This is a genomic window from Lysobacter firmicutimachus (assembly GCF_037027445.1).
Classification (GTDB): domain Bacteria; phylum Pseudomonadota; class Gammaproteobacteria; order Xanthomonadales; family Xanthomonadaceae; genus Lysobacter; species Lysobacter firmicutimachus.
On record NZ_JBANDL010000002.1, the window covers coordinates 1,229,516 to 1,250,318 of the forward strand.

The 20,803-nt window shown below is 71.9% G+C and carries 16 protein-coding genes and 2 riboswitches; of the genes, 15 read left to right on the plus strand and 1 reads right to left on the minus strand.

Features of this window, described 5'->3' with window-relative positions:
- Positions 1-490 precede the first annotated feature (490 nt).
- A complete protein-coding gene (locus V2J18_RS05245) occupies positions 491-2,866 on the minus strand; it encodes a TonB-dependent receptor plug domain-containing protein (protein WP_064746469.1) in 2,376 nt (791 codons plus the stop codon).
- A 233-nt stretch (positions 2,867-3,099) separates the two neighbouring features.
- Positions 3,100-3,338: riboswitch (cobalamin riboswitch) on the plus strand.
- Between the two features lie 113 nt (positions 3,339-3,451).
- Between V2J18_RS05245 and btuB the strand changes: the two genes are divergently transcribed.
- The 15 genes from btuB to V2J18_RS05320 all read left to right on the plus strand — a co-directional run bounded on the left by btuB (position 3,452) and on the right by V2J18_RS05320 (position 20,526).
- On the plus strand, positions 3,452-5,326 hold the full coding sequence (gene btuB / locus V2J18_RS05250; protein WP_425605944.1) for a TonB-dependent vitamin B12 receptor: 1,875 nt from the start codon (positions 3,452-3,454) through the stop codon (positions 5,324-5,326).
- Between the two features lie 48 nt (positions 5,327-5,374).
- Positions 5,375-6,025 (plus strand): hypothetical protein, encoded by a 651-nt coding sequence (locus V2J18_RS05255; RefSeq protein WP_425605945.1) that lies wholly within the window; start codon positions 5,375-5,377, stop codon positions 6,023-6,025.
- 43 nt (positions 6,026-6,068) lie between these two features.
- Positions 6,069-6,680, plus strand: a complete 612-nt coding sequence (locus V2J18_RS05260) for a hypothetical protein (RefSeq protein WP_336131255.1) — start codon at positions 6,069-6,071, stop codon at positions 6,678-6,680.
- A 23-nt stretch (positions 6,681-6,703) separates the two neighbouring features.
- On the plus strand, positions 6,704-7,327 hold the full coding sequence (cobO, locus tag V2J18_RS05265) for a cob(I)yrinic acid a,c-diamide adenosyltransferase (protein ID WP_336133066.1): 624 nt from the start codon (positions 6,704-6,706) through the stop codon (positions 7,325-7,327).
- A gap of 104 nt (positions 7,328-7,431) precedes the next feature.
- Positions 7,432-8,700: a cobyrinic acid a,c-diamide synthase CobB gene (locus V2J18_RS05270; protein WP_425606097.1), complete on the plus strand. Its 1,269-nt coding sequence runs from the start codon at positions 7,432-7,434 to the stop codon at positions 8,698-8,700.
- A gap of 64 nt (positions 8,701-8,764) precedes the next feature.
- Positions 8,765-9,682: an adenosylcobinamide-phosphate synthase CbiB gene (gene cbiB, locus V2J18_RS05275; RefSeq protein ID WP_336133067.1), complete on the plus strand. Its 918-nt coding sequence runs from the start codon at positions 8,765-8,767 to the stop codon at positions 9,680-9,682.
- 140 nt (positions 9,683-9,822) lie between these two features.
- A riboswitch (cobalamin riboswitch) is annotated at positions 9,823-9,970 on the plus strand.
- A gap of 242 nt (positions 9,971-10,212) precedes the next feature.
- Positions 10,213-12,315 carry a TonB-dependent receptor gene (locus tag V2J18_RS05280; RefSeq protein ID WP_336131257.1) on the plus strand — a complete coding sequence of 701 codons (2,103 nt, stop codon included), beginning with the start codon at positions 10,213-10,215 and terminating at the stop codon, positions 12,313-12,315.
- Positions 12,297-13,835, plus strand: coding sequence for a PepSY domain-containing protein (locus V2J18_RS05285; RefSeq protein WP_336131258.1), 1,539 nt, complete (start codon positions 12,297-12,299; stop codon positions 13,833-13,835). The genes V2J18_RS05280 and V2J18_RS05285 overlap by 19 nt, the downstream gene beginning before the upstream one ends.
- 119 nt (positions 13,836-13,954) lie before the next feature.
- Positions 13,955-14,971 (plus strand): threonine-phosphate decarboxylase CobD, encoded by a 1,017-nt coding sequence (gene cobD, locus V2J18_RS05290; RefSeq protein ID WP_336131259.1) that lies wholly within the window; start codon positions 13,955-13,957, stop codon positions 14,969-14,971.
- Complete coding sequence (locus tag V2J18_RS05295) at positions 14,968-16,452, plus strand: cobyric acid synthase (RefSeq protein ID WP_064746476.1); 1,485 nt, start codon at positions 14,968-14,970, stop codon at positions 16,450-16,452. The genes cobD and V2J18_RS05295 overlap by 4 nt, the downstream gene beginning before the upstream one ends.
- Positions 16,440-16,997 (plus strand): bifunctional adenosylcobinamide kinase/adenosylcobinamide-phosphate guanylyltransferase, encoded by a 558-nt coding sequence (cobU, locus tag V2J18_RS05300; RefSeq protein ID WP_336131260.1) that lies wholly within the window; start codon positions 16,440-16,442, stop codon positions 16,995-16,997. Before V2J18_RS05295 ends, cobU begins: the two co-directional genes overlap by 13 nt.
- Positions 16,994-18,082 (plus strand): nicotinate-nucleotide--dimethylbenzimidazole phosphoribosyltransferase, encoded by a 1,089-nt coding sequence (cobT, locus tag V2J18_RS05305; RefSeq protein WP_064746478.1) that lies wholly within the window; start codon positions 16,994-16,996, stop codon positions 18,080-18,082. Before cobU ends, cobT begins: the two co-directional genes overlap by 4 nt.
- Before the next feature lie 46 nt (positions 18,083-18,128).
- Positions 18,129-18,764 carry a histidine phosphatase family protein gene (locus tag V2J18_RS05310; RefSeq protein ID WP_075574969.1) on the plus strand — a complete coding sequence of 212 codons (636 nt, stop codon included), beginning with the start codon at positions 18,129-18,131 and terminating at the stop codon, positions 18,762-18,764.
- The gene (locus V2J18_RS05315; protein WP_336133068.1) at positions 18,761-19,504 is read left to right on the plus strand and encodes an adenosylcobinamide-GDP ribazoletransferase; all 744 of its coding nucleotides are present in this window, start codon (positions 18,761-18,763) and stop codon (positions 19,502-19,504) included. The genes V2J18_RS05310 and V2J18_RS05315 overlap by 4 nt, the downstream gene beginning before the upstream one ends.
- Before the next feature lie 98 nt (positions 19,505-19,602).
- Entirely contained in the window at positions 19,603-20,526 is a 924-nt protein-coding gene (locus tag V2J18_RS05320; protein ID WP_336131261.1) for an AraC family transcriptional regulator, read from the plus strand.
- Positions 20,527-20,803 lie beyond the last annotated feature (277 nt).

The window sequence follows — 20,803 nt, forward strand, 5'->3', positions numbered from 1 at the left end:
CAAGCCGACGGCGATGCAGCGAAAACGGCCCGCGATGCGGGCCGTTTTTCGTTGTGCCGTCGATCCTGTAGGCGCGGCGCGAGCCGCGACCGGCGAAGCGGCGTATTTCCACACGGCAACCACGCGACAAGGCGAAGCAACCCCGTTGCCTGGGCTACGGGGACTACGCTCGCATACGTCGCGGCGCTGGGCCGAGGCTCACGCTGCTCCTAGACCGGGCGCATCGACGGGCTCCGGCGGGGTGTTCGGTGCGGCGGCGCGGGTGCGCCCCGGCGTTGTATGGCCGATCCGTCGCGGTGGGGATGTGCCGGAAACACGAAAACACCCGGGCCGGGCCCGGTGCGCTCGATTCGCGCCGGCCGGACCGGCGGCGCGCCTGGATCCCGGCCGCACCGAACGGCGCACGACGCTCCGCCGCAAACGCGAAGGCCCGGATCGCTCCGGGCCTTCGCGCATCCATTCCCGGCGTTGGATCGTCACGCCGGAAGGCTTACCACTTGTAGCCGACCTTGACGTAGCCGAACGCGCCGTTGAAGCCGAACGGCGAGGCCGTGTTGTACGGCAGGTAGTTGCGCGTGCCGCGGACCAGCTTGGACTCGTCCGGATAAGCGTCGAGCACGTTGTCGCCGCCGACGGTGAACTCCCAGCGATCCAGGCGGTAGGTCGCCGCCAGGTCCAGCGTCCACTCGGCGCCGAAGGTCTGGTCCTGGCGCGGATCGGTGGCGTGCAGCTCGGTGAACTGGCCGTAGCGGGTGGCGGTGGCGTTGAAGCTCCAGTGGCCGGTCTTCCAGTCGCCGGCGAGGAAGAACTTGTCCTTCGGCGCGCCCTTGGTGATGCGTCCGATCTCGGTGCGGCCGATGCGCACCGCCGCCGGGTCGATCGCCGCCAGTCGCGGCGGATTCGGCGCGATCTTGTCGATCTCGGTCTTGGAGTAGTTGTAGCCGGCGGTGAGGTTGAGCTTGCCCGCGGCCAGTTCCCAGCCGTAGGTCGCGATCACGTCCACGCCCTGGGTCTTGGTATCGACCGCATTGGTGAAGTAGCGGCCGCCGCCGATGCCCGGATAGCCGTTGGCCTGCAGGTAGTTGCGTACCGCGGCGCTGGTCAGGTTCTCCGACAGCAGGATGCGGTCCTTGACCTTGATGTCGTAGGCGTCGACGGTGATGTACAGCGCGTCGACCGGCTGCAGCACCAGGCCCAGGCTGTAGTTGGTCGATTCTTCGGCCTTGAGCGGCTCCGAGCCCAGCGCGACCGCGGCCGGGTTGTCGACCCGGAAGGTGCCGATCTCGTACGGAATGCCGCTGATGAAGTTGGTCGCGATCGACTGGAAGTACTGCTGCTGCAGCGACGGCGCGCGGAAGCCGGTCGAGGCGGTGGCGCGCAGGGCGACCTTGTCGGTGAAGGCGTAGCGGCCGGACAGCTTGCCCGAGGTGGTTTCGCCGAAGTCGCTGTAGCTCTCGTAGCGGGCCGCGGCGCCGATGGAGAACTTGTCGGTGACGTCGGTTTCCGCATCGAGGTAGAACGAGTAGCTGTGGCGGTCGAAATCGCCGGCGTCGCTGGCGCGGAAGCCGGAGAACACCTGCGCGCCGGGAATGATCTGGCCGTTCGGCGCGGCCACGCCGCCGTTGGCGTAGGACAGCGGCTCGCCGGCGCGCTGGCTGAACTCCTCGCCGCGCCATTCCGCACCCCAGGACAGGGTCAGCGGGTACTTCCAGCCCAGTTCGATCGCGCGGGTGAAATCGAGGTTGAGCACGTGCTGGGTGACCTCCAGCGCGCCGGCGTAGAACTGGGTCGGCGAGCTCGGGCCCAGGCTGCGGTTGAGGGTGTGCTCGATGTCGAAGGTCAGGCCGTTGTGGCCGTAGTTGTAGCTGAAATCGATCTGGGTGCCGCCGGCGGTTTCGCCGCGCACGCCGAACACCGCGGCGCGGTCCTTGCTGACGTTGTGGATCTGCGGCAGGAAGCCGTTGGGATAGATCGAGGGGATGTTGCGCGGGTCGCCGGCGAAGCGGAAATAGCCGTTGGACAACACGTCGCGTTCGCTGTAGCTGCCGAAGGAATAGAAGCTCAGGTAATCGGCCGGCGAGTACTCGCCGTTGTAGGAGAACGCGCCGTGGTCGATCTCGGGATCGCCGTAGCGCTGTTCGACCCGGCCCTGGAACGGGCGGGCGCGGTTGGTCTGGTCCTGATGGCCGCCCTGCGCGGCCAGGCGCAGCCAGCCGTTTTCGCCGAGCTTGAAGCCGGCGTCGCCGGAGAGCTGGTACTGCTCGCCGTCGCCGGCGCTGTACTGGCCGTAGCGCGCGGCGATCGAGCCGTTCTGGCCCGAGCCCTTGAGCACCACGTTGACCACGCCGGCGATGGCGTCGGAGCCGTATTGGGCCGAAGCGCCGTCGCGCAGCACTTCGACCCGCTCGATCGAGGCGATCGGGATCGCGTTGAGATCGACCGGCGAGGAGCCGCGGCCCTGGCTGCCGTTGAGGTTGATCAACGCGGTGGTGTGGCGGCGCTTGCCGTTGACCAGCACCAGCACTTGATCGGGGGCCAGGCCGCGCAACTGCGCCGGGCGCACCGCATCGGTGCCGTCGGTGATGGCCGGACGCGGGAAGTTCAGCGAGGGCAGGGCGCGCGACAGCGCGGTGGCCAGTTCGACCGTGCCGGTGGCTTCGAGGGTTTCCGGGGTGATGATGTCGATCGGCGCGGTCGACTCGGCGACGGTGCGGTCGGACACGCGGGTACCGGTCACGATCACCTGGTCCAGGGTCTTGGCGTCGCTCTGCGGCGCATCCTGCGCGTACGCCGGGGCGGCGAGGGCGAGCAGCAGAGCCAGGGCCAGGGGATGGCGCGGGCCGGCGGGGGTACGGCGGACGTGCATGGCGACTCCTTGAGGGATTGACAGCGATGTCATTGCGATTTAACACGCGCATAACAATTGGTCAATAAATCCGCCAAAGTCCGCCTATCGGCAATAGTCGAAAAGTGGTAGTGCGCAGCCGGTCACGCCTGGCCGCCCGTTAAGGCGCTTTTCCGCGCGCGGGACCGGGCGCGGGCGGCAGGCTGCGCGCCCATCGCGCGCCGTACGCTGGCGTCGCCACCGGGCGCGACTGTTAAGATGCCCGCGCTCAAGGTGATCGCCGGCACATTCGCCGGGGATTGAAACGGGAATCCGGTCGTCGTCCTGCCCCGCAGGCGGCCAAGCCGGAGCTGCCCCCGCAACGGTAGGCGAGTACACGTACCGCACGCAGCCACTGTGTTTCGACACGGGAAGGCGCGGTACGCGATGCCGGTTCCGCACAGGACCGCATCGGCTCGCGAGCCCGGAGACCGGCCCGGAGCGCGAACCGACAGGCGGTGGGCCGGTCTCGGGGCGAAGGCGCGCCTGCGCCGTCTCCTGGCCGTTTCCGCCTTCTGTCACGACCGATCACGGCCGCGCGGGAGAGCGCGGCCCTGGAGACCGCCTGTGACTTTGCCTTGCTGCGCCCCGCGCCTGCGTCTTGCTTCCCTGTGTTTCGCCGGCGGCGTGCTTGCCGCCCCCGGCCTGGCCGCCGCCGCGCCCGCCGCGGTCGATCTGGATCAGGTCGTGGTCACCGCCACCCGCACCGCCCAGACCCAGGACGCCACTCTCGCCGCGGTGACGGTGATCGATCGCGCCGAAATCGAACGGCGCCAGCCGGCCTCGCTGCCGGATTTGCTGCGCGGCGCGCCGGGCGTGTCGCTGGCCAATAACGGCGGCGCCGGCAAGCAGACCTCGCTGTTCCTGCGCGGCACCGAATCCGATCACGTACTGGTGTTGGTCGACGGCATCAAGCTCGGTTCGGCGACCAGCGGCGGAACCGCGCTGCAGGACATTCCGGTCGAACAGATCGAGCGGGTCGAGATCGTGCGCGGGCCGTTCTCCAGCCTGTACGGCTCCGAAGCCCTCGGCGGAGTGATCCAGATCTTCACCCGCCGTCCGCAGGGCGCGTTCGCGCCGAGCTTCAGCGCCGCGATCGGCAGCTACCAGACCCACCGCGCCAGCGCCGGCGTGGCCGGCAAGGGCGAGCGCGGCTGGTACTCGGTCAATGCCGCACACGAAGACACCGACGGCATCAATGCCTGTCGCGGCAAGCCGGCGCCGCGCGGCGCCGGTTGTTTCACTAACTCGCCCGACCGCGACGGCTACCGCAACCAGTCGTTGACCGTGCAGGGCGGCTACCGTTTCGGCGAGCGCTGGGAGGCCGAGGCGCGCGCGTTCCGCGCCGAGGCTCATAACGAATACGACGGCAGCCAGAACAATCAGGCCGACAGCGTGCAGCAGGTGCTCGGCGCCAAGCTGCGCTATCGCCCCAGCGAGCGCATCGGCGTCAGCGCCGGCGCCGGCCGCAGCGAAGATCTCAGCGAGGCCTATCGCAACGGCAAGTACTCCAGCACCTTCGAGACCCGCCGCGAGCTGGGCTCGCTGCAGGCCGACCTCGGTCTCGGCGAGGGCCTGTTGACCCTGGGTTTCGACTGGCAGCGCGACCGCGTCGACAGCAACGTCGCCTATGCCCGCGACGGCCGCATCCTGCGCGGTGCCTTCGGCCAGTGGCAGCAGGACGTCGGCGCGCATGCGCTGCAGGCCAGCCTGCGCCGCGACGAGGACAGCCAGTTCGGCGGCGAGACCACCGGCAGCCTGCTGTGGGGCTGGAACCTGAGCGAATCGCTGCGCCTGACCGCGAGCTACGGCACCGCGTTCAAGGCGCCGACCTTCAACGAGCTGTACTACCCCAATTACGGCAACCCCGATTTGGGCGCGGAAACCTCGCGCAGCGTCGAGCTCGGCCTGCGCGGCACCTGGGGCGAGCGCCGCCAGCACGTGTGGTCGCTCAACGCCTTCCAGAACAAGATCGACGATCTGATCGCCTACGACGCCTCGATCGGCCTGCCGGGCAACGTCGACAGCGCGCGCATTCGGGGGCTGGAGGCGGCATTGGACACGCAGCTGGCGCAATGGGATCTGCGCGCCAGCGCGACCTGGCTGGACGCGCGCAACCTCAGCCCCGGGGGCAATCGCGACAACTGGCTGCCGCGCCGTGCACGGCAAAGCGCGCGCATCGACCTGGACCGGCGGGTGAACGCGTTCTCGTTCGGCGCCAGTGTCTATGCCGCCGGAGAACGCTACGACGACCTCGCCAATAGCCGCCGCTTGGGCGGCTATGCCCTGGCCGATCTGCGTCTGGGCTATGCCTTCCACCCGTCGTGGAGCGTGCAGTTGAGCGCCGACAACGTGTTCGACCGTCGCTACGAGACCGCTGCGTTCTACAACCAGCCCGGCCGCAACTACCTGTTGAGCCTGCGTTACCGACCCGCGCGCTGACCCCATCACCATCGCCGGCGTGCGCGCCGGCTCCACCGAGGCCTGCCGATGAACCCGCCGACCCGCCCCCACGCAGCGAGCGCCGCTGCCTTGCCGAACGCGGACGCGGACGCCGCGGTCTGGTCGCGACCGGCGCGCGCCGCGGTGGCGGGCGCGCTGCTGGCCTTGATGCTCGGCACCCGTTTCCATCATCTGGGCAGCGCTTTGCATCTGCCGGACGCGTCGATGGCGGTGTTCTTCCTCGGCGGCCTGTTCCTGCGCCGGCATCTGGGGTTCCTGGCCTATCTTGGGATGGCGGTGGCGGTCGACTACCTCGCCATCACCGGGCGCGGATTGGGCTTCTTCCAGCACTACTGCGTGACGCCGTCCTATGCCTTCCTGCTGCTCGCCTATGCCGCGCTGTGGTACGGCGGGCGCTGGGTCGCGCCGCGGCTGGCGCCGGAATGGCGCGCACTGGCGGCGACCCTCGCGGTCGCCGCGTTGGCCGCCAGCGTCTCGTTCCTGGTTTCCAACGGCGCGTTCTACTGGTTCGGCGGACGCTACGCCGATCCGAACCTGGCCGAGTACCTGAGTCGGCTGTGGCGTTGGGGGCCGCTGTTCGTACGCACCACGCTCGGTTACGTCGTCGTCGCCCTGGGCTTCTACGCAGTGATCGCCCACCACCTGCGCCAGCTCGCCGTCGCCCGCCGCCACGATTGATCCGCGCATCGTCACTCATCCGTTCCGTCATCGGAGTCCGAGCATGTCCCCGACCCTAGAGCAAACCCCCGTCGCCCCCTTGCCGCTGCGCTCGCGCAGCGCCCAGATCGGCGTCGGCCTGGCCTTGGCCGTCCTGATGATCTGCACCCGCGGCCAGCACTTCGCCAGCGTCGACGCGCTGCCCAGCGCGTCGTGGGCGGTGTTCTTCCTCGCTGGCGCGATGCTGCGCCCGGCCTGGGGCTTTCCGGCGCTGTTCCTGCTGTCCTCGCTGTTGGATTTGGGCAGCCTGGCACAGGGGCGGATCACCGATTGGTGCCTGTCGCCGGCGTACTGGGCGTTGGCCTTCGCCTACGGTGCGCTGTGGTTCGGCGGCCGGATCTACGCGCGGGCGCATCGCGACGCCTGGAGCGCGGTGCCGCGGCTGGCGTGGGTGTTGCTGGCGACGTCGGCGGTCGCTTATCTGATTTCCAAGGGCGGTTTCTACTTCCTGTCCGGTCGCTACCCCGACGCCAGCCTGGCCGGCTTCCTCGAGCGGGTTCCGCAGTACTACCCGCGCAGCCTGGGCGCCCTGGCCGGCTATGTGGGCGCGGGCTTCGCAGCGTATTCGCTGGCGCGCCTGGTCGGCCAGCGCCCGCGCGTCGGAGCGGCGGCGTGAGCGCCGACGGCCCCGCCGAGGACATGGCGACCTCGCGCGCCGGTTATGCGGCGACCTCCGAAGAGCGTCATCGCGAGCGCATGCAGCGCAAGAAGGAACTGATCGACCGCAAGATCGCCCGCGCCACGGTCGAGCGCGGCGTGCTGGTGGTCAACACCGGCAACGGCAAGGGCAAGAGCTCATCCGGCTTCGGCATGCTGGCGCGCTCGCTCGGTCACGGTCTGCGTTGCGGCGTGGTGCAGTTCATCAAGGGCAGCTTCTCGACCGGCGAGGAGGCGTTCTTCCGCCGCTTCGAGGAGCTGGACTATCACGTGATGGGCGAGGGCTTCACCTGGGAGACCCAGGACAAGCAGCGCGACATCGCCGCCGCACAGGCGGCCTGGGCGGTGGCGGCGCGGATGCTGGCCGACCCGGACTACGACTTCGTCCTGCTCGACGAACTCAATATCGCCCTGGCGCACCGTTACATCGCCCTCGACGACGTGCTCGCCGCGACCGCGGCCCGGCCCGAGCGCCAGCACGTGGTGATCACCGGCCGCGGCGCGCCCGACGCGCTGGTCGAGGCCGCCGACACGGTCACCGAGATGCGCATGGTCAAGCATGCGTTCAAGGCGGGGATCAAGGCGCAGAAGGGGATTGAGTTGTGAACACGGGATGGGGGATTCGGGATTCGGGATTGGCGACGGCCGAAGCCGGCGACTCCGCGTTGCCGAATCCCGAATCCCCGATTCCGAATTCCAGCTGTCCGGCCCTGCTCGTCTCCGCCCCCGCCTCGGGCCAGGGCAAGACCAGCGTCACCGCGGCGATCGCGCGTTGGCACGCGCGGCAGGGGCGGCGGGTGCGGGTGTTCAAGACCGGGCCGGATTTTCTCGATCCGATGGTGCTCGAGCGCGCCAGCGGGCATCCGGTCTACCAACTGGATCTGTGGATGTGCGGCGAGGCCGAGGTGCGCGCGCGGCTGCATCGCGCCGCGGGCGAGGCCGATCTGATCCTGATCGAGGGCGTGATGGGGCTGTTCGACGGCAAGCCGTCCAGCGCCGACCTGGCAGTCGCGCTGGGCGTGCCGGTGCTGGCGGTGATCGACGGTTCGTCGATGGCGCAGACCTTCGGCGCGCTCGCCGCCGGCCTGGCGCGCTACCGCGACGACGTGCGCGTGTACGGCGTCGCCGCCAACCGGATCGGCAGCGAGTATCACGCGCGCTTGCTGCGCGAGAGCCTGCCGGCGGAACTGCGCTGGCTCGGCGCGCTGCCGCGCGACCCGGCGATGGCGCTGCCGGAGCGGCATCTGGGCCTGGTTTCGGCGGGCGAACTCGGCGATCTCGATGCGCGCCTGGACGCGCTCGCCGACGCCTGGGGCGCGCACGCCGACGCCGAACTGCCGCCGCCGGTCGAATTCGCCGCGGCCGCGCCGCCGCCGGTGCCGCCGGCGCTGCGCGGGAAGACCGTCGCGATCGCCCGCGACGCGGCGTTCTGCTTCCTGTATCCGGCCAATCTGGAGCTGTTGCGCGAGGCCGGCGCCGAGCTGGCATTCTTCTCGCCGCTGGCCGGGGACGCGCTGCCCTGCTGCGATGCGGTGTGGCTGCCGGGCGGTTATCCGGAGCTGCACCTGCCGGCCTTGTCGGCGCGCGCCGACTTGCGCGCGCAGTTGTGCGCGCTGCGCGACGCCGGCACGCCGATCCTGGCCGAATGCGGCGGCCTGTTGTATGCGCTGGACCGGCTCAGCGACCGCGACGGCGCGCAAGGCCGGATGGCCGGCCTGTTGCCGGGCCACGCCGCGCTGCAGCCGAAACTGGCGGCGCTGGGCCTGCAGTCGGTGGAACTGCCCGAAGGCGAGTTGCGCGGGCACACCTTCCACTATGCGCGCGCCGAGATCGCGGCCGCGCCGATCGCGCACTCGCACAATCCCAACGGCGGTCCCAGCCGCGAAGCGCTGTACCGCGACCGTCGGCTCAGCGCCAGCTTCGTGCATTTCTATTTCCCGTCCAACCCGGAGGCGGCGTTGCGTCTGTTCCTGCCATGAGCGCGCTGTCGTGAGCACGCTGTCGTGAGCATGCCTTCGTGAGTGCGCCCTGATGAGCGCTGCCTTGCTGGTGCTGAGCCTGTTCGCCGGGGTGATGCTCGACGCGGCGTTCGGCGAACCGCGGCGCGCCCATCCGCTGGTCGGCTTCGGCCGGCTGGTGCGGGCGATCGAAAACGCTGGGCATGCCGACGGGCGCCTGCGCGGCGTCTTGGCCTGGTCGCTCGCGGTGGCGCCGATCGTCGCCGCGACGGCGTATTTGCAGCTCATCCTGATGGCCCGATCGCCGTGGGCCGGGAGCGCGTTCGGCGCCGTCGTGCTGTATCTGTGCATCGGCTTGCGCAGCCTCGACGAGCATGCCGTGCCGGTGGCCTGCGCCTTGCGCGACGGCGATCTGCAGGCGGCGCGGGACGCGGTGGCGCGCATCGTCAGCCGAGATACCGCCGTGTTGGACGCCGAGCGCGTGGCGGCGGCGGCGACCGAGTCGGTGCTGGAAAACGGCAACGATGCGGTGTTCGGCGCGCTGTTCTGGTACGTAGCGCTGGGGCCGGCCGGCGCGGTCGGCTATCGGCTGGCCAATACGCTGGACGCGATGTGGGGCTATCGCACGCCGCGCTACGAGCGTTTCGGCTGGGCCGCCGCGCGCATCGACGACGTGTTGAACTGGCTGCCCGCGCGACTGACCGCGCTGACCTACGCCGTGCTCGGCGACACCGCGGCGGCGTGGCGCTGCTGGCGCGCGCAGGCGCCGCAGTGGGACAGTCCCAACGCGGGACCGGTGATGGCCGCCGGCGCCGGCGCCTTGCGCGTGCGCCTGGGCGGGGCCGCGCCGTATCACGGCCGGTGGGAGCCGCGCCCCGAACTCGGCGAAGGCGCGGCGCCGGATGCGGAATCTATCGAGCGCGCGCAACGCCTGGTCGGACGCGGCGCGATGCTGTGGCTGGCGACGATCGCTTTCGGCGCATGGCTCTGGCGCGCGCTCTGAGCTGCGGCGCATGCGGCGTGCGGCGTCGCGCGCGCCATACTGCGGTGTGCAGTTGCGGCGCCGCAGGCGCTCGCCTAAAGTCGCGCCGTCCACAGGGTTCGCCGCGCAAGCCATCGCGCGGCATCGGCCGCAAGGCCGAAGGGAAGTCCGGTGACGCCGGCGCCGCGATGCGGCCCGGCCATTCCGGCGCAGCCCCCGCTGCTGTAAGCCTGACGAATCCGCCCATACGCCACTGGTCGTCGCGACCGGGAAGGCCGGCGGAGGAGGTCGAAGGCGAGCCAGAAGACCGACCCTGCGGCGATCAGTCGAACATGCGCTCCGGGGTGCGGGCGCGGGACTGGAGTCGAATCCCGATCGCGTCGCATCCGGCTGTGGCCGGTGCGTCCGCGCGCGGGCCGGGTTCGTGCGTGGACGCGTCGCGGCACCGCGATGCGCCGGCGCCGGCCGCTCCGGGCCTGCGGGCATCCCGTGCGCGAGCACCGGAGACCGCCCGCTTGTCAGCCCGCCTCTTTGATCGCAGGACCCACCGCATGCCCATGCGCGGCGCCTTGCCGCTGCGTCGCCTGAGCTTGGCCCTGATCGGACTGGCCTTCGCCGACACCGCCTGCGCCGACGATTCCACCACCCTCGACGCGGTGCAGGTGCGCGCGCAGTCGCCGCTGGAGCGGGTCGCCGACGCCGGCAGCCGGCTCGGCCTGAGCCTGCGCGAGTTGCCGGCTGCGGTCGAAATCCTCGACGGCGAAACTTTGCGCGAGCGCGGCGACGACACGCCGCAGCGGGCGCTGGCGCGCGCGGCCGGCGTGGTGCCGATGGGCGCGCCCGGCAACGGCGGCTCTTCCTTGAGCCTGCGCGGCTTCTCCGGCCACGGTTCGGTGGCGCAGGTGTACGACGGAACGCGCGTGTTCGTCGCCTCCGGCACGCTGAGCTTTCCCGGCGATACCTGGCAACTCGACCGGATCGAGGTGCTGCGCGGCCCGGCCTCGGTGTTATTCGGCGACAGCAGCATCGGCGGCGTGGTGCATTACGTGCCGCGCGCGTTGCAGAGCGCGCCGCGGCGCGAGGCGATGCTGGCGGCGTCGAGCTGGGACGGGTACCGCTTCGGTCTCGGCGCGGGGCAGGGCGCGGGCGAGCGGGTGCGCTGGCGCGCCGACCTGACCGGCGCCGGCGGCAACGGCGATATCGACCGCGCCGGCTACGAGCGCTACGGCTTCTCCGGCGCGGTGGCCTGGGACCTCAGCCCGCGCCTGACCGCGACCCTCAAGTACGACGGCGGCCGTCGCCACGACCCGCGCTACTTCGGTACGCCGCTGGTCGACGGCCGGCTCGACCGGCGCTTGCGCGAGCGCAATTACGACGTCGCCGACAGCCATGTCCGCTACGACGACGGCCTGGCGCGGCTGCGCTTCGACTATGCGCTGGGCGCCCGCACCCAACTGGTCGCCGAGACCTACCACGTCGCGATCGACCGGCGCTGGCGCAATGCCGAGAGTTACGCCTTCGATCCGCGCAAGAGCACGGTCGTGCGCAGCGATTTCATCGCGATCGGCCACGACCAGGAGCAGTGGGGCCAGCGTTTCGACCTGCTCGCCGTGGGCGAGCTGTGGGGGCGCGCGCAGCGCCTGAACCTGGGCGCCGAAGCCACGCGGGTGCGCTTCACCCACAGCAACAACGGCCCCTACGGCGGCCGCGACACGGTGCCGGCGTTCGACTTCGCCCCCGGCGGCTTCGTCAACCTCGCCGGCACCCGGCCGCGCTTCAGCAGCATCACCCGCCAGCGCGCGCTGTACCTGGAGCACAGCATCGAACTGTGGCCGCGCTGGACCTTGGTCGGCGGCCTGCGCCGCGAGCGCATCGAAGTGCAGCGCAAGGAGCTGCCGGCCGGCACCGGCTTCGGCACGCAATTCGATTTCACCGCCTGGCGCCTGGGCACGGTGTTCGCGTTCGACGGGCGGACGTCGCTGTACGCGCAGACCAGCAAGGGCATCGATCCGATTTCGGGCTTGGTGACCCTGCCGCTGGCGCAGAAGGACTGGTCGCTGACCCCGGCGCGGCAGATCGAGATCGGCCTCAAGCAGGGCTTCGCCGGCGGCCGCGGCGACTGGTCGCTGGCGGCGTACCGGATCGAGAAGCGCAACCTGCTCAGCCGCGACGAGGAGGACCCCAACCGGGTCCAGCAGATCGGGCAGCGCAGTTCGCGCGGCCTCGAACTCGGCCTGGGCTACGCGTTTTCGCCGCGCTGGCGGGTCGACGCCAATGCCGCGGTGCTGGACGCGCGCTTCGACGACTTCAACGAAGTCGTCGCGGGCCGGCTGGTGTCGCGCAACGGTCGCACCCCGGCCAATACGCCCGAGCGCGTGTTCAATCTGTGGCTGGGCTTCGACCCGGTCGAACGCTGGAGCGCCGCGCTGGGGCTGCGCCGGGTCGGCCACCGTTACAACGACAACGCCAATACCTCGCGCATCGACGGCTACACCGTCGCCGACGCGCAACTGTCCTGGCGTCCCCGCACCGGCAGCCGGCTGACCTTGCGCGCGCGCAATCTCGGCGATGCGCTGTACGTCGGCTCGGGCCGCTCACAGGCGCTGCTCGGGCCGGGACGCGAGTTCGAGCTGGAATGGACGCAGCGCTTTTGAACGCGCTCAAGCGCCAGCTGCAGCTGTGGCATCGCTGGCTGGGAGTCGTCCTGGCCGTGCCGGTGCTGCTGTGGTTCCTGTCCGGCGCGGTGTTGTTGTTCGTGCCGTTACCGCGCTTGAGCGAGGCCGAGTCGCGCGCCGGGCGATCCGATCTGGCGCTGGCGGCGGTCCGCATCGACGCACGCCAGGCGGCCCGGGCCGCGGGTCTGGACGCCCCGCCGCAGCGCGCGCGGCTGGGCATGCTCGGCGCGCGGCCGGTGTGGCGGCTGCGCGACGGCGAGGAGCGCTGGCATCTGGTCGGCGCCGACGACGGCCGCGTGCTGCCCGAGCTCAATGCTTCGGCCGCCGCGGCCGTGGCGCGCGATTTCCAGCGTCGCCGCGGACAGGCGGAGTCGGCGCCGCAGTACCTGGGGCGGATCGAGCGCGACCAGTGGACGCTCAACGGTCTGTCCGGCCTGCGTCCGCCGCTGCACAAGCTGCGTTTCGCCGACGCGCAGGCGACCGAACTGTACGTGTCGGCGAGCACCGGCGAAGCGGTGCGCGACAGCACCCGCAGCGAGCGCGGCTGGAACTGGGTCGGCGCGATCGTGCATTGGATCTACCCGACAGCGCTGCGCGCGCAGCCGGCGTTGTGGCGCCAAGTGGTGATGTGGCTGTCGGGCGCGGCCTTGTTCGCGGCATTGGCCGGGGTGGCGATCGGTGCCTGGCGCAGCATCGATGCCTGGCGCCGGGTGCGCCGGATCAGTCAATACCGCGGCGTTTACGCCTGGCACCACTGGCTCGGCTGGGGCGGCGGCTTGCTGATGCTGAGCTGGCTGTTCAGCGGCTGGATGTCGATGGGTCCCATGCGCGCGCCGCCGAACCCGGCGTTGGAGCGCTGGCGCGACGCGTTTTCCGCGCCGCCGCCGGCGTGGCCGGCGCATTGGCGGCCGCGCCTGCCGGTGGGCGAGGGCTGGCTCGAGGCCGAGCTGGTCTGGCTGGCCGGCGAACCTTGGTTGCGCATGCAGTCGCGCCGGGGCGGAACGGCGTGGGCGCCGGCCCTGACCGGTGCCGCGTCCGCGCCGGATCTCGCCGCCGCGGTGCGGCGCGCCGAAGCCTACAGCAGGTTGAAGATCGCGGCGCGGCAGCGCTTGCAGACTTACGACGCCTACTATCTGCAGGCGACGCACCGCGATCCGCCGCCGCTGCCGGTGTGGCGTCTGCGTCTGGACGACCCGGCCGCGAGCTGGGTGCAGATCGCGCCCGCGCGCGGCGAGATCGTCGCGGTCAGCGACCGACGCAGCCGGGCCGAGCGCTGGCTGTATCACGGCCTGCACAGCTGGGACTTGCCGTGGCTGCTGGAACGGCCGCGCCTGCGCCTGGGCCTGTTGCTGGCCGGCCTGGCGATCGGCGCGGCCTTGGCGGTCACCGCGATCCTGGTCGCCTGCAAGCGCCTGCGCGCGCTCGTCCTGGCGCGGACGGCGCGGCGCGCGCGCAAACCCGCCGTGGTACCGCGGAGGCTGGCCGATGCGGCGGCCTGAGCGCCCGGCCGCGGATAGGGGGCGGGCGCCTGCGCCGCGGGCCTGCCGTTATGCTCCCCCGTCTTTTCGCATTGGCCGTCGCCATTGGCTGCGCGACGGCCCCGTTCCGGAGTCGACCCATGCTTGAACACGGCGGACGCTTGCTGCGCGCCGCGCGCCGCTACGGCATCGCGGCGGAGCGATGGCTGGATCTGTCGACCGGCATCAGCCCGACCGCCTGGCCGGTGCCGGCGATTCCGGCGCGCGCCTGGCAGCGCCTGCCCGAAGACGACGACGGCCTGATCGACATCGCCTGCGCCTACTACGGCGCGCCTGCGCTGTGGCCGGTCGCGGGCTCGCAGGCGGCGATCCAGGCGTTGCCGGAGCTGCGCGCGCCGGTGCGGGTCGGCGTACTCGCTCCGGGCTATGCCGAGCATGCGCATGCCTGGCGGCGTTGCGGGCACGCCGTGCAGTCCTTGCCGGCGGCCGAGTTGTTGCGCCACGTCGATGCGTTCGATGTGATCGTGCTGATCCATCCGAACAATCCCGGCGGCGATCGCTTCGAGCGCGAAGCCCTGCTGCAGGCGCACGCGGCGCTGGCCGCGCGCGGCGGCTGGCTAGTGATCGACGAGGCCTTCATGGACGCGACTCCCGAACACAGCCTGTGCGCCGACAGCGCGCGCGAGGGGCTGATCGTGCTGCGTTCGGTCGGCAAGTTCTTCGGCCTGGCCGGCGCCCGCGCCGGCTTCGTCTGCGCCGCGCCGCCGCTGCTGCGGGCGCTGCGCGAACGGCTCGGGCCGTGGACCTTGAGCGGCCCGGCGCGGCACGTGCTGCGCGCGGCGCTGGCCGATCGCGACTGGCAGGCGGCGCAGCGCGAGCGCCTGCTCGCCGACGGCGCGCGCCTGGCCGCGCTGCTGAGCGCGCACGGCCTGGCGCCGAGCGGCGGCAGCGCCTTCTTCCAATGGCGGCGCGGCGAGGATGCCTCGCCGCTGCACGAGGCCTTGGCCCGGCGCGGCGTGCTGACGCGCTTGTTCGAGCAGCCGCCGAGCCTGCGCTTCGGCCTGCCCGGCGACGAGGCGGAGTGGCGCCGGCTCGATGCCGCGCTGGCCGCCGCCGTCGACGAACTCGCCGCCGCTTCGACGCAGGGCGGGCGATGAGCGCGCGCGTGCTGATGGTGCAGGGCTGCACCTCCGATGCCGGCAAAAGCGCCCTGGTCACGGCGCTGTGCCGTTGGCTGCGCCGGCGCGGCGTGGCGGTGGCGCCGTTCAAGCCGCAGAACATGGCGCTGAATTCCGCGGTCGCCGCCGACGGCGGCGAGATCGGCCGGGCCCAGGCGGTGCAGGCGCAGGCCGCCGGGCTGGCGCCGCATACCGACTTCAATCCGATCCTGCTCAAGCCCAACAGCGACACCGGCGCGCAGGTGATCGTGCACGGCCGCGCCGTGGCCAACCTGGATGCGCGCGCCTACCACGACTACAAGCGCACGGCGATGGCCGCGGTGCTGGCCTCGCACGCGCGCCTGTGCGAGCGGTTCCAGGCGGTGGTGGTCGAAGGCGCCGGCAGCCCGGCCGAGATCAACCTGCGCGACCGCGACATCGCCAACATGGGCTATGCCGAAGCGGTCGACTGTCCGGTCGTGCTGATCGCCGACATCGACCGCGGCGGCGTGTTCGCGCACCTGGTCGGCACTTTGGCTCTGTTGTCGCACCGTGAGCGCGCGCGCGTGGTCGGCTTCGTCATCAATCGTTTCCGCGGCGATATCGCCCTGCTGCAGCCCGGCCTGGACTGGCTGGAACGCGAGACCGGCAAGCCGGTGCTCGGCGTGTTGCCGTATCTGCACGGCCTGCACCTGGAGGCCGAAGACGCCTTGCCGCGCGCAGCGGCGGCCAAGGCCGGCGCGCGCCTGCGCGTGGCCGTGCCGGCCTTGCCGCGGATCAGCAACCACAACGACTTCGACGCCTTGCGCGCACACCCGCAGGTCGATTGCCGTTTCGTCGGCCCCGGCGAAACCCCGCCGGCCTGCGATCTGATCGTGCTGCCGGGCTCGAAATCGACCCGTGCCGACCTGGACTGGCTGCGCCGCCACGGTTGGGGCGAGGCGATCGCGCGCCATCTGCGCTACGGCGGACGGGTGATCGGCATCTGCGGCGGGCTGCAGATGCTCGGCCGCGCGGTGCACGATCCGCACGGCATCGAGGGCGAGCCGGGTTCGAGCGCGGGCCTGGGCTGGCTGGAGCTGGAGACCACGCTGGAGCCGCATAAGCAGCTGCGCAACGTGCGCGGGCGGTTCGCGTTCGACGATGAGTCCGCAACCGTGGCCGGCTACGAAATCCATTGCGGCGTCAGCCGCGGTCCGGCGCTGCAGCGGCCGGCCTTGCGTTTCGACGACGGCCGCGACGACGGCGCGCTGTCCGCCGACGGCCAGGTGCTGGGCACCTACCTGCACGGCCTGTTCGACCAGCCGCAGGCCCTGGCCGCGCTGCTGCGCTGGGCCGGGCTGGAAGGGGCCGAGCCGCTGGACCTGGGCGCGCTGCGCGAAGCCGGCATCGAGCGGCTCGCCGATGCGGTCGAAGCGCACTTGGACACCGCGCGCCTGGCGCGATGGTTCGGACTGGAGGACGCCGCATGCACAGCCTGATCCTCGGCGGCGCGCGCTCGGGCAAGAGCGCGCTGGCCGAACGCATCGCCGGCGACTACGCCGACGTGGTCTACATCGCCACCGGCCAGGCCGGGGACGCGGAAATGGCCGCGCGCATCGATCATCACCGCGCGCGCCGACCGGCGCACTGGGGCTGCATCGAAGAGCCGGTCGCGCTGGCCGCGGCGTTGCGCGCGCAAGCGGCGCCGCAGCGTTGCGTGCTGGTCGACTGCCTGACCCTGTGGCTGAGCAATCTGCTGTTCGGCGCCGATCCGGCCGCGTTCGAGCGCGAACGCGCGGCCTTGCTGGAGACGCTGCCGGGTCTGCCGGGGCGGGTGCTGCTGGTCAGCAACGAGGTCGGGCTCGGGGTGGTGCCGATGGGCGAAGTCAGCCGTCGCTATGTCGACGAGGCCGGGCGGCTGCACCAGGCATTGGGCGCGTTGTGCGGGCAAGTCTGGTTCGTCGCCGCAGGCCTGCCCTGGGTCTTGAAAGGCGCGCCGCCCGCATTGGGCGAAGCGCGGGTCATCGAAGGAGTTGCAGAATGAACGACGATGCATCGTGGTGGCGGCGCGCCTGCGCGCAGCCGCAGAACGAAGCGCAGACCCAGGCGCAGGCGCGCCAGGGTCAGTTGACCAAGCCGCCCGGTTCGCTGGGCCGGCTGGAAGAGGTGGCGATCCGCCTCGCCGGCCTGCAAGGCACGCCGACGCCGGCGGTCGACCGGGTGTGGATTTCGGTGTTCGCTGCCGATCACGGCGTCGCCGCCGAGGGCGTGTCGGCGTTTCCGCAGGCGGTGACCGGCGAGATGCTGCGCAACTTCGCCGGCGGCGGTGCGGCGATCGCGGTGCTGGCGCGCGCGCTCGGCGCACACTTGGACGTGGTCGATCTGGGCACGGTCAACGACCCGGGCCCGATCCAGGGCGTGCGCCGTTGGTTGATCGCGCCGTGCAGCGCCAACTTCTGCGAACGCGCGGCGATGACGCCGGCGCAGCTGCAGGCCGCGCTGGCCGCCGGCGCCGACAGTGTGCGCCGGGCGCGCGAACACGGTGCGCAGTTGTTCGTCGGCGGCGAGATGGGCATCGCCAACACCACCGCGGCGGCGGCCCTGGCCTGCGCGCTGCTGGGGCGTGCGCCGGCCGAGCTGGCCGGCGCCGGCACCGGCCTGGACGCGCACGGGATCGCGCACAAGGTCGCGGTGATCGAGCGCGCTCTGGCCCTGCACGCGTCCGCGGCCGGACCGGGCGACGCGCAGGCCGTCGCGGCGGAGCGGTTGCGCCGGCTCGGGGGGTTCGAGATCGCCGCACTGACCGGCGCCTATCTCGCCGCCGCCCAGGCCGGGCTGGCGGTGCTGGTCGACGGCTTCATCGCCAGCGTCGCCGCGCTGGCGGCGCGCGCGCTCAACCCCGGCTGCGAACCCTGGCTGCTGTACGCGCACCGCTCGCAGGAGCGCGGTCACGCCGCGGTGCTCGATGCGTTGCAGGCGCACCCGCTGCTCGACCTGGGCATGCGCCTGGGCGAGGCCAGCGGCGCCGCGGTCGCGGTGCCCTTGCTGCGCCTGTCCTGTGCGCTGCATGGCGGAATGGCGACTTTCGTACAGGCCGGCGTCTCCACCGGTCACGCGGAGCGGGCATGATGAGACTCCCCACCGCCAGATCCGCACACGGAACGGAGCCGGAGCGATGACGCTTGCCCAGATCGACCTGCTGCGCCATGGCGACACCGGCCATCGCAGTTACCGCGGACAGCTCGACGACAGCCTGTTGGAACTGGGCTGGCGGCAGATGCGCGACGCGGTGCGTGGGCGCGAATGGGACGCGGTGGTCAGCTCGCCGCTGCAGCGCTGCGCCGCGTTCGCGCGCGACCTGTCGCAATCGCGCGGGCTGCCGCTGAGCCTGGAGCCGCGCCTGGTCGAATACGACTTCGGCGACTGGCAGGGCCGTTCCGTCGACGCCATCGCCGCTCACCAGGGCGAGGCGCTGGCACAGTTCTGGGCCGATCCGGTCGCCTTTCCGCCGCCGGGCGCGGAAACCTTCGACGCTTTCACCGCGCGGCTGCTCGCCGCCACCCACGAGCTGGCGCAGCGCCATGCCGGCCGGCGCGTGCTGGTGATCACCCATGGCGGCGTGATCCGTCTGCTGCGTTGCCTGGCCGCCGGCCGCCGCTACAGCGACATGCTGGCGATCGACGTCGGCCATGCCTCCCTGCATCCGCTGCCTTGGCCGCCGCCGGCGACCGCCGCGACCGCCGACACCGGCCGCCCCGCGCATCGCCACGAACGCGTCGAACGCGTCGAAGCGGACCCGGTCGGCGGCTGATGCGCGCCTTGCTGGCGGCGATCGGGTTCCTGACCCGGATTCCGGTGCCGGCGCGGGTGTTCGAGGATCCGCAGGCGCAGACCCGCTCGCTGGCCTGGTATCCGGCCGCGGGGCTGGCGATCGGCCTGTCGCTGTGCGCGCTGGCCTGGGCCCTGCAGACCCGGCCGCCGCTGCTGTCGGCGGCGGTGTTGCTGGCCGCCTGGGTCGCCCTCACCGGCGCCTTGCACCTGGACGGCCTGGCCGACAGTGCCGACGCCTGGGTCGGCGGCATGGGCGCGACGCAACAAGAGCGGCGCGAGCGCACCCTGGCGATCATGAAAGATCCGCGCAGCGGCCCGATCGGCGTGGTCGCGGTGGTGCTGGCGCTGTTGCTGAAATTCGCGGCCCTGGCCAGCCTGCCGGCACCGGCCTGGCCGGCCCTGCTGCTGGCGCCAGTGCTGGCGCGCGCGGCCCTGACCCTGGCCTTTCTGACCACGCCTTACGTGCGCAGCGGCGGGCTGGGCCAGGCCCTGGTCGCCGCACCGCGCGCGGCCTGCATCGCCGCGCTGCTGCTCAGCGCCGCCGGCTGCGCGGCGGCGGGCTGGCGCGGCGCGCTGGCTCTGGCCCTGGCGATGCTGGTGTTCGCGTCGTGGCGGCGAGCCTGGCGACAGCGTCTGCAGGGCATGACCGGCGATTGCTGCGGCGCCCTGGCCGAGGCGGTGGAAGTGGCCGTGCTGCTGGGGTTCGCGGTCAGCGTCTGAGCCGGGGCGGGCGCGAAAGCGCAAGATCGGAACCGCCGGCCGCTTCGGCGCGGGCCATCCTGGCCGCATCCCGCTCAGACCTCCACGAGGACACCGCGATGGCCCCCGTCAACGAAGCCGCCCGCCCCGCGCTCAAGGCCGGTACCCGCGACGCTCACGAGCGCCGCATCGACCGTGCGGTCGCCCTGATCGAACGCGCGATCGCCCAGGGCGAAGAGCCGCCCGAACTGGGGCGACTGGCCGAGGCGGCGGCGTTCTCGCCGTTCCACTTCCATCGCGTCTACCGCGCCATGACCGGCGAAACCACCGGCCAGACCGTGGCCCGCCTGCGCCTGCTGCAAGGGCTGCGGCTGCTGGCCAGCGAACGACGCAGCGTCACCGACGCCGCGCTCGCGGTCGGCTACCAGACTCCGCAGGCGTTCACCCGCGCCCTGCGCCAGAGCCTGGGCACCGCGCCCAGCGAACTGCGTGCCGAACCGGAGCGGCTGTGGCGCGAGATCGACCGCCTGGCCCAGCCGCCGCAGCCGGAGCAGGGCGAAGACGCGCCGCCGCTGCGGGTCGAAGTGGTGAGCATCGACCCGTTCCAGGTCGTGGCGCTTCGGGTGGAAGGCGGCTACGAGGCCAAGCACGCCGGCTACGAACGCTTGTTCGGCTGGGCCGGCGCGCATGGCCTGCTGGATCGCCTGCAAGGCTTGTACGGGGTCGCGGTCGACGACCGTCGCGACGTGGCGGAGCCGCAGTGCCGGTTCGATTGCATGCTGGCGCTGGGCGAGGGCGTCGACCCGACCGGCTTGCCCGGACTGCGGCTGACGCGGCTGGGCGGTGGGCGCTACGCCCGCATCCGCCATGTCGGCGCTTTCGACGGCCTGGAAGCGGCGACCGATGCGCTGCTCGCGCGCTGGCTGCCGGCCAGCGGCGAGCGCCTCGGCGACGCGCTGCTGTACCACGACTACCTGGACGATCCCGACCAGGTACCGCAGGCCTTGCTGCGCACCGACGTCTACCTGCCGCTGCAGTGCTGAGCCGCCGCTTACGCCGCTCCTGCCTCGTCCGGTTCCGGGCATGCTGCAGGAGCGGCGTAAGCCGCGATCCAGGGGGCACGCGTCGATCCCAAGGTATTGGCGGTCGAGCGAAGCGGGAATCTTGCGTCTGCAGGCGCGGCGTCCCACGGGGATTGCCTCCGGTCACAAGCCGCGACCGCGCTGCTTCCCGTTCGCGCCGCCTCCCCACGCAACCCCGTCCGCAGCCGCGGGCGTCGTTGCGCCGCGCCGACGGACCTGCGCGGTCCGCCGGCGTTCG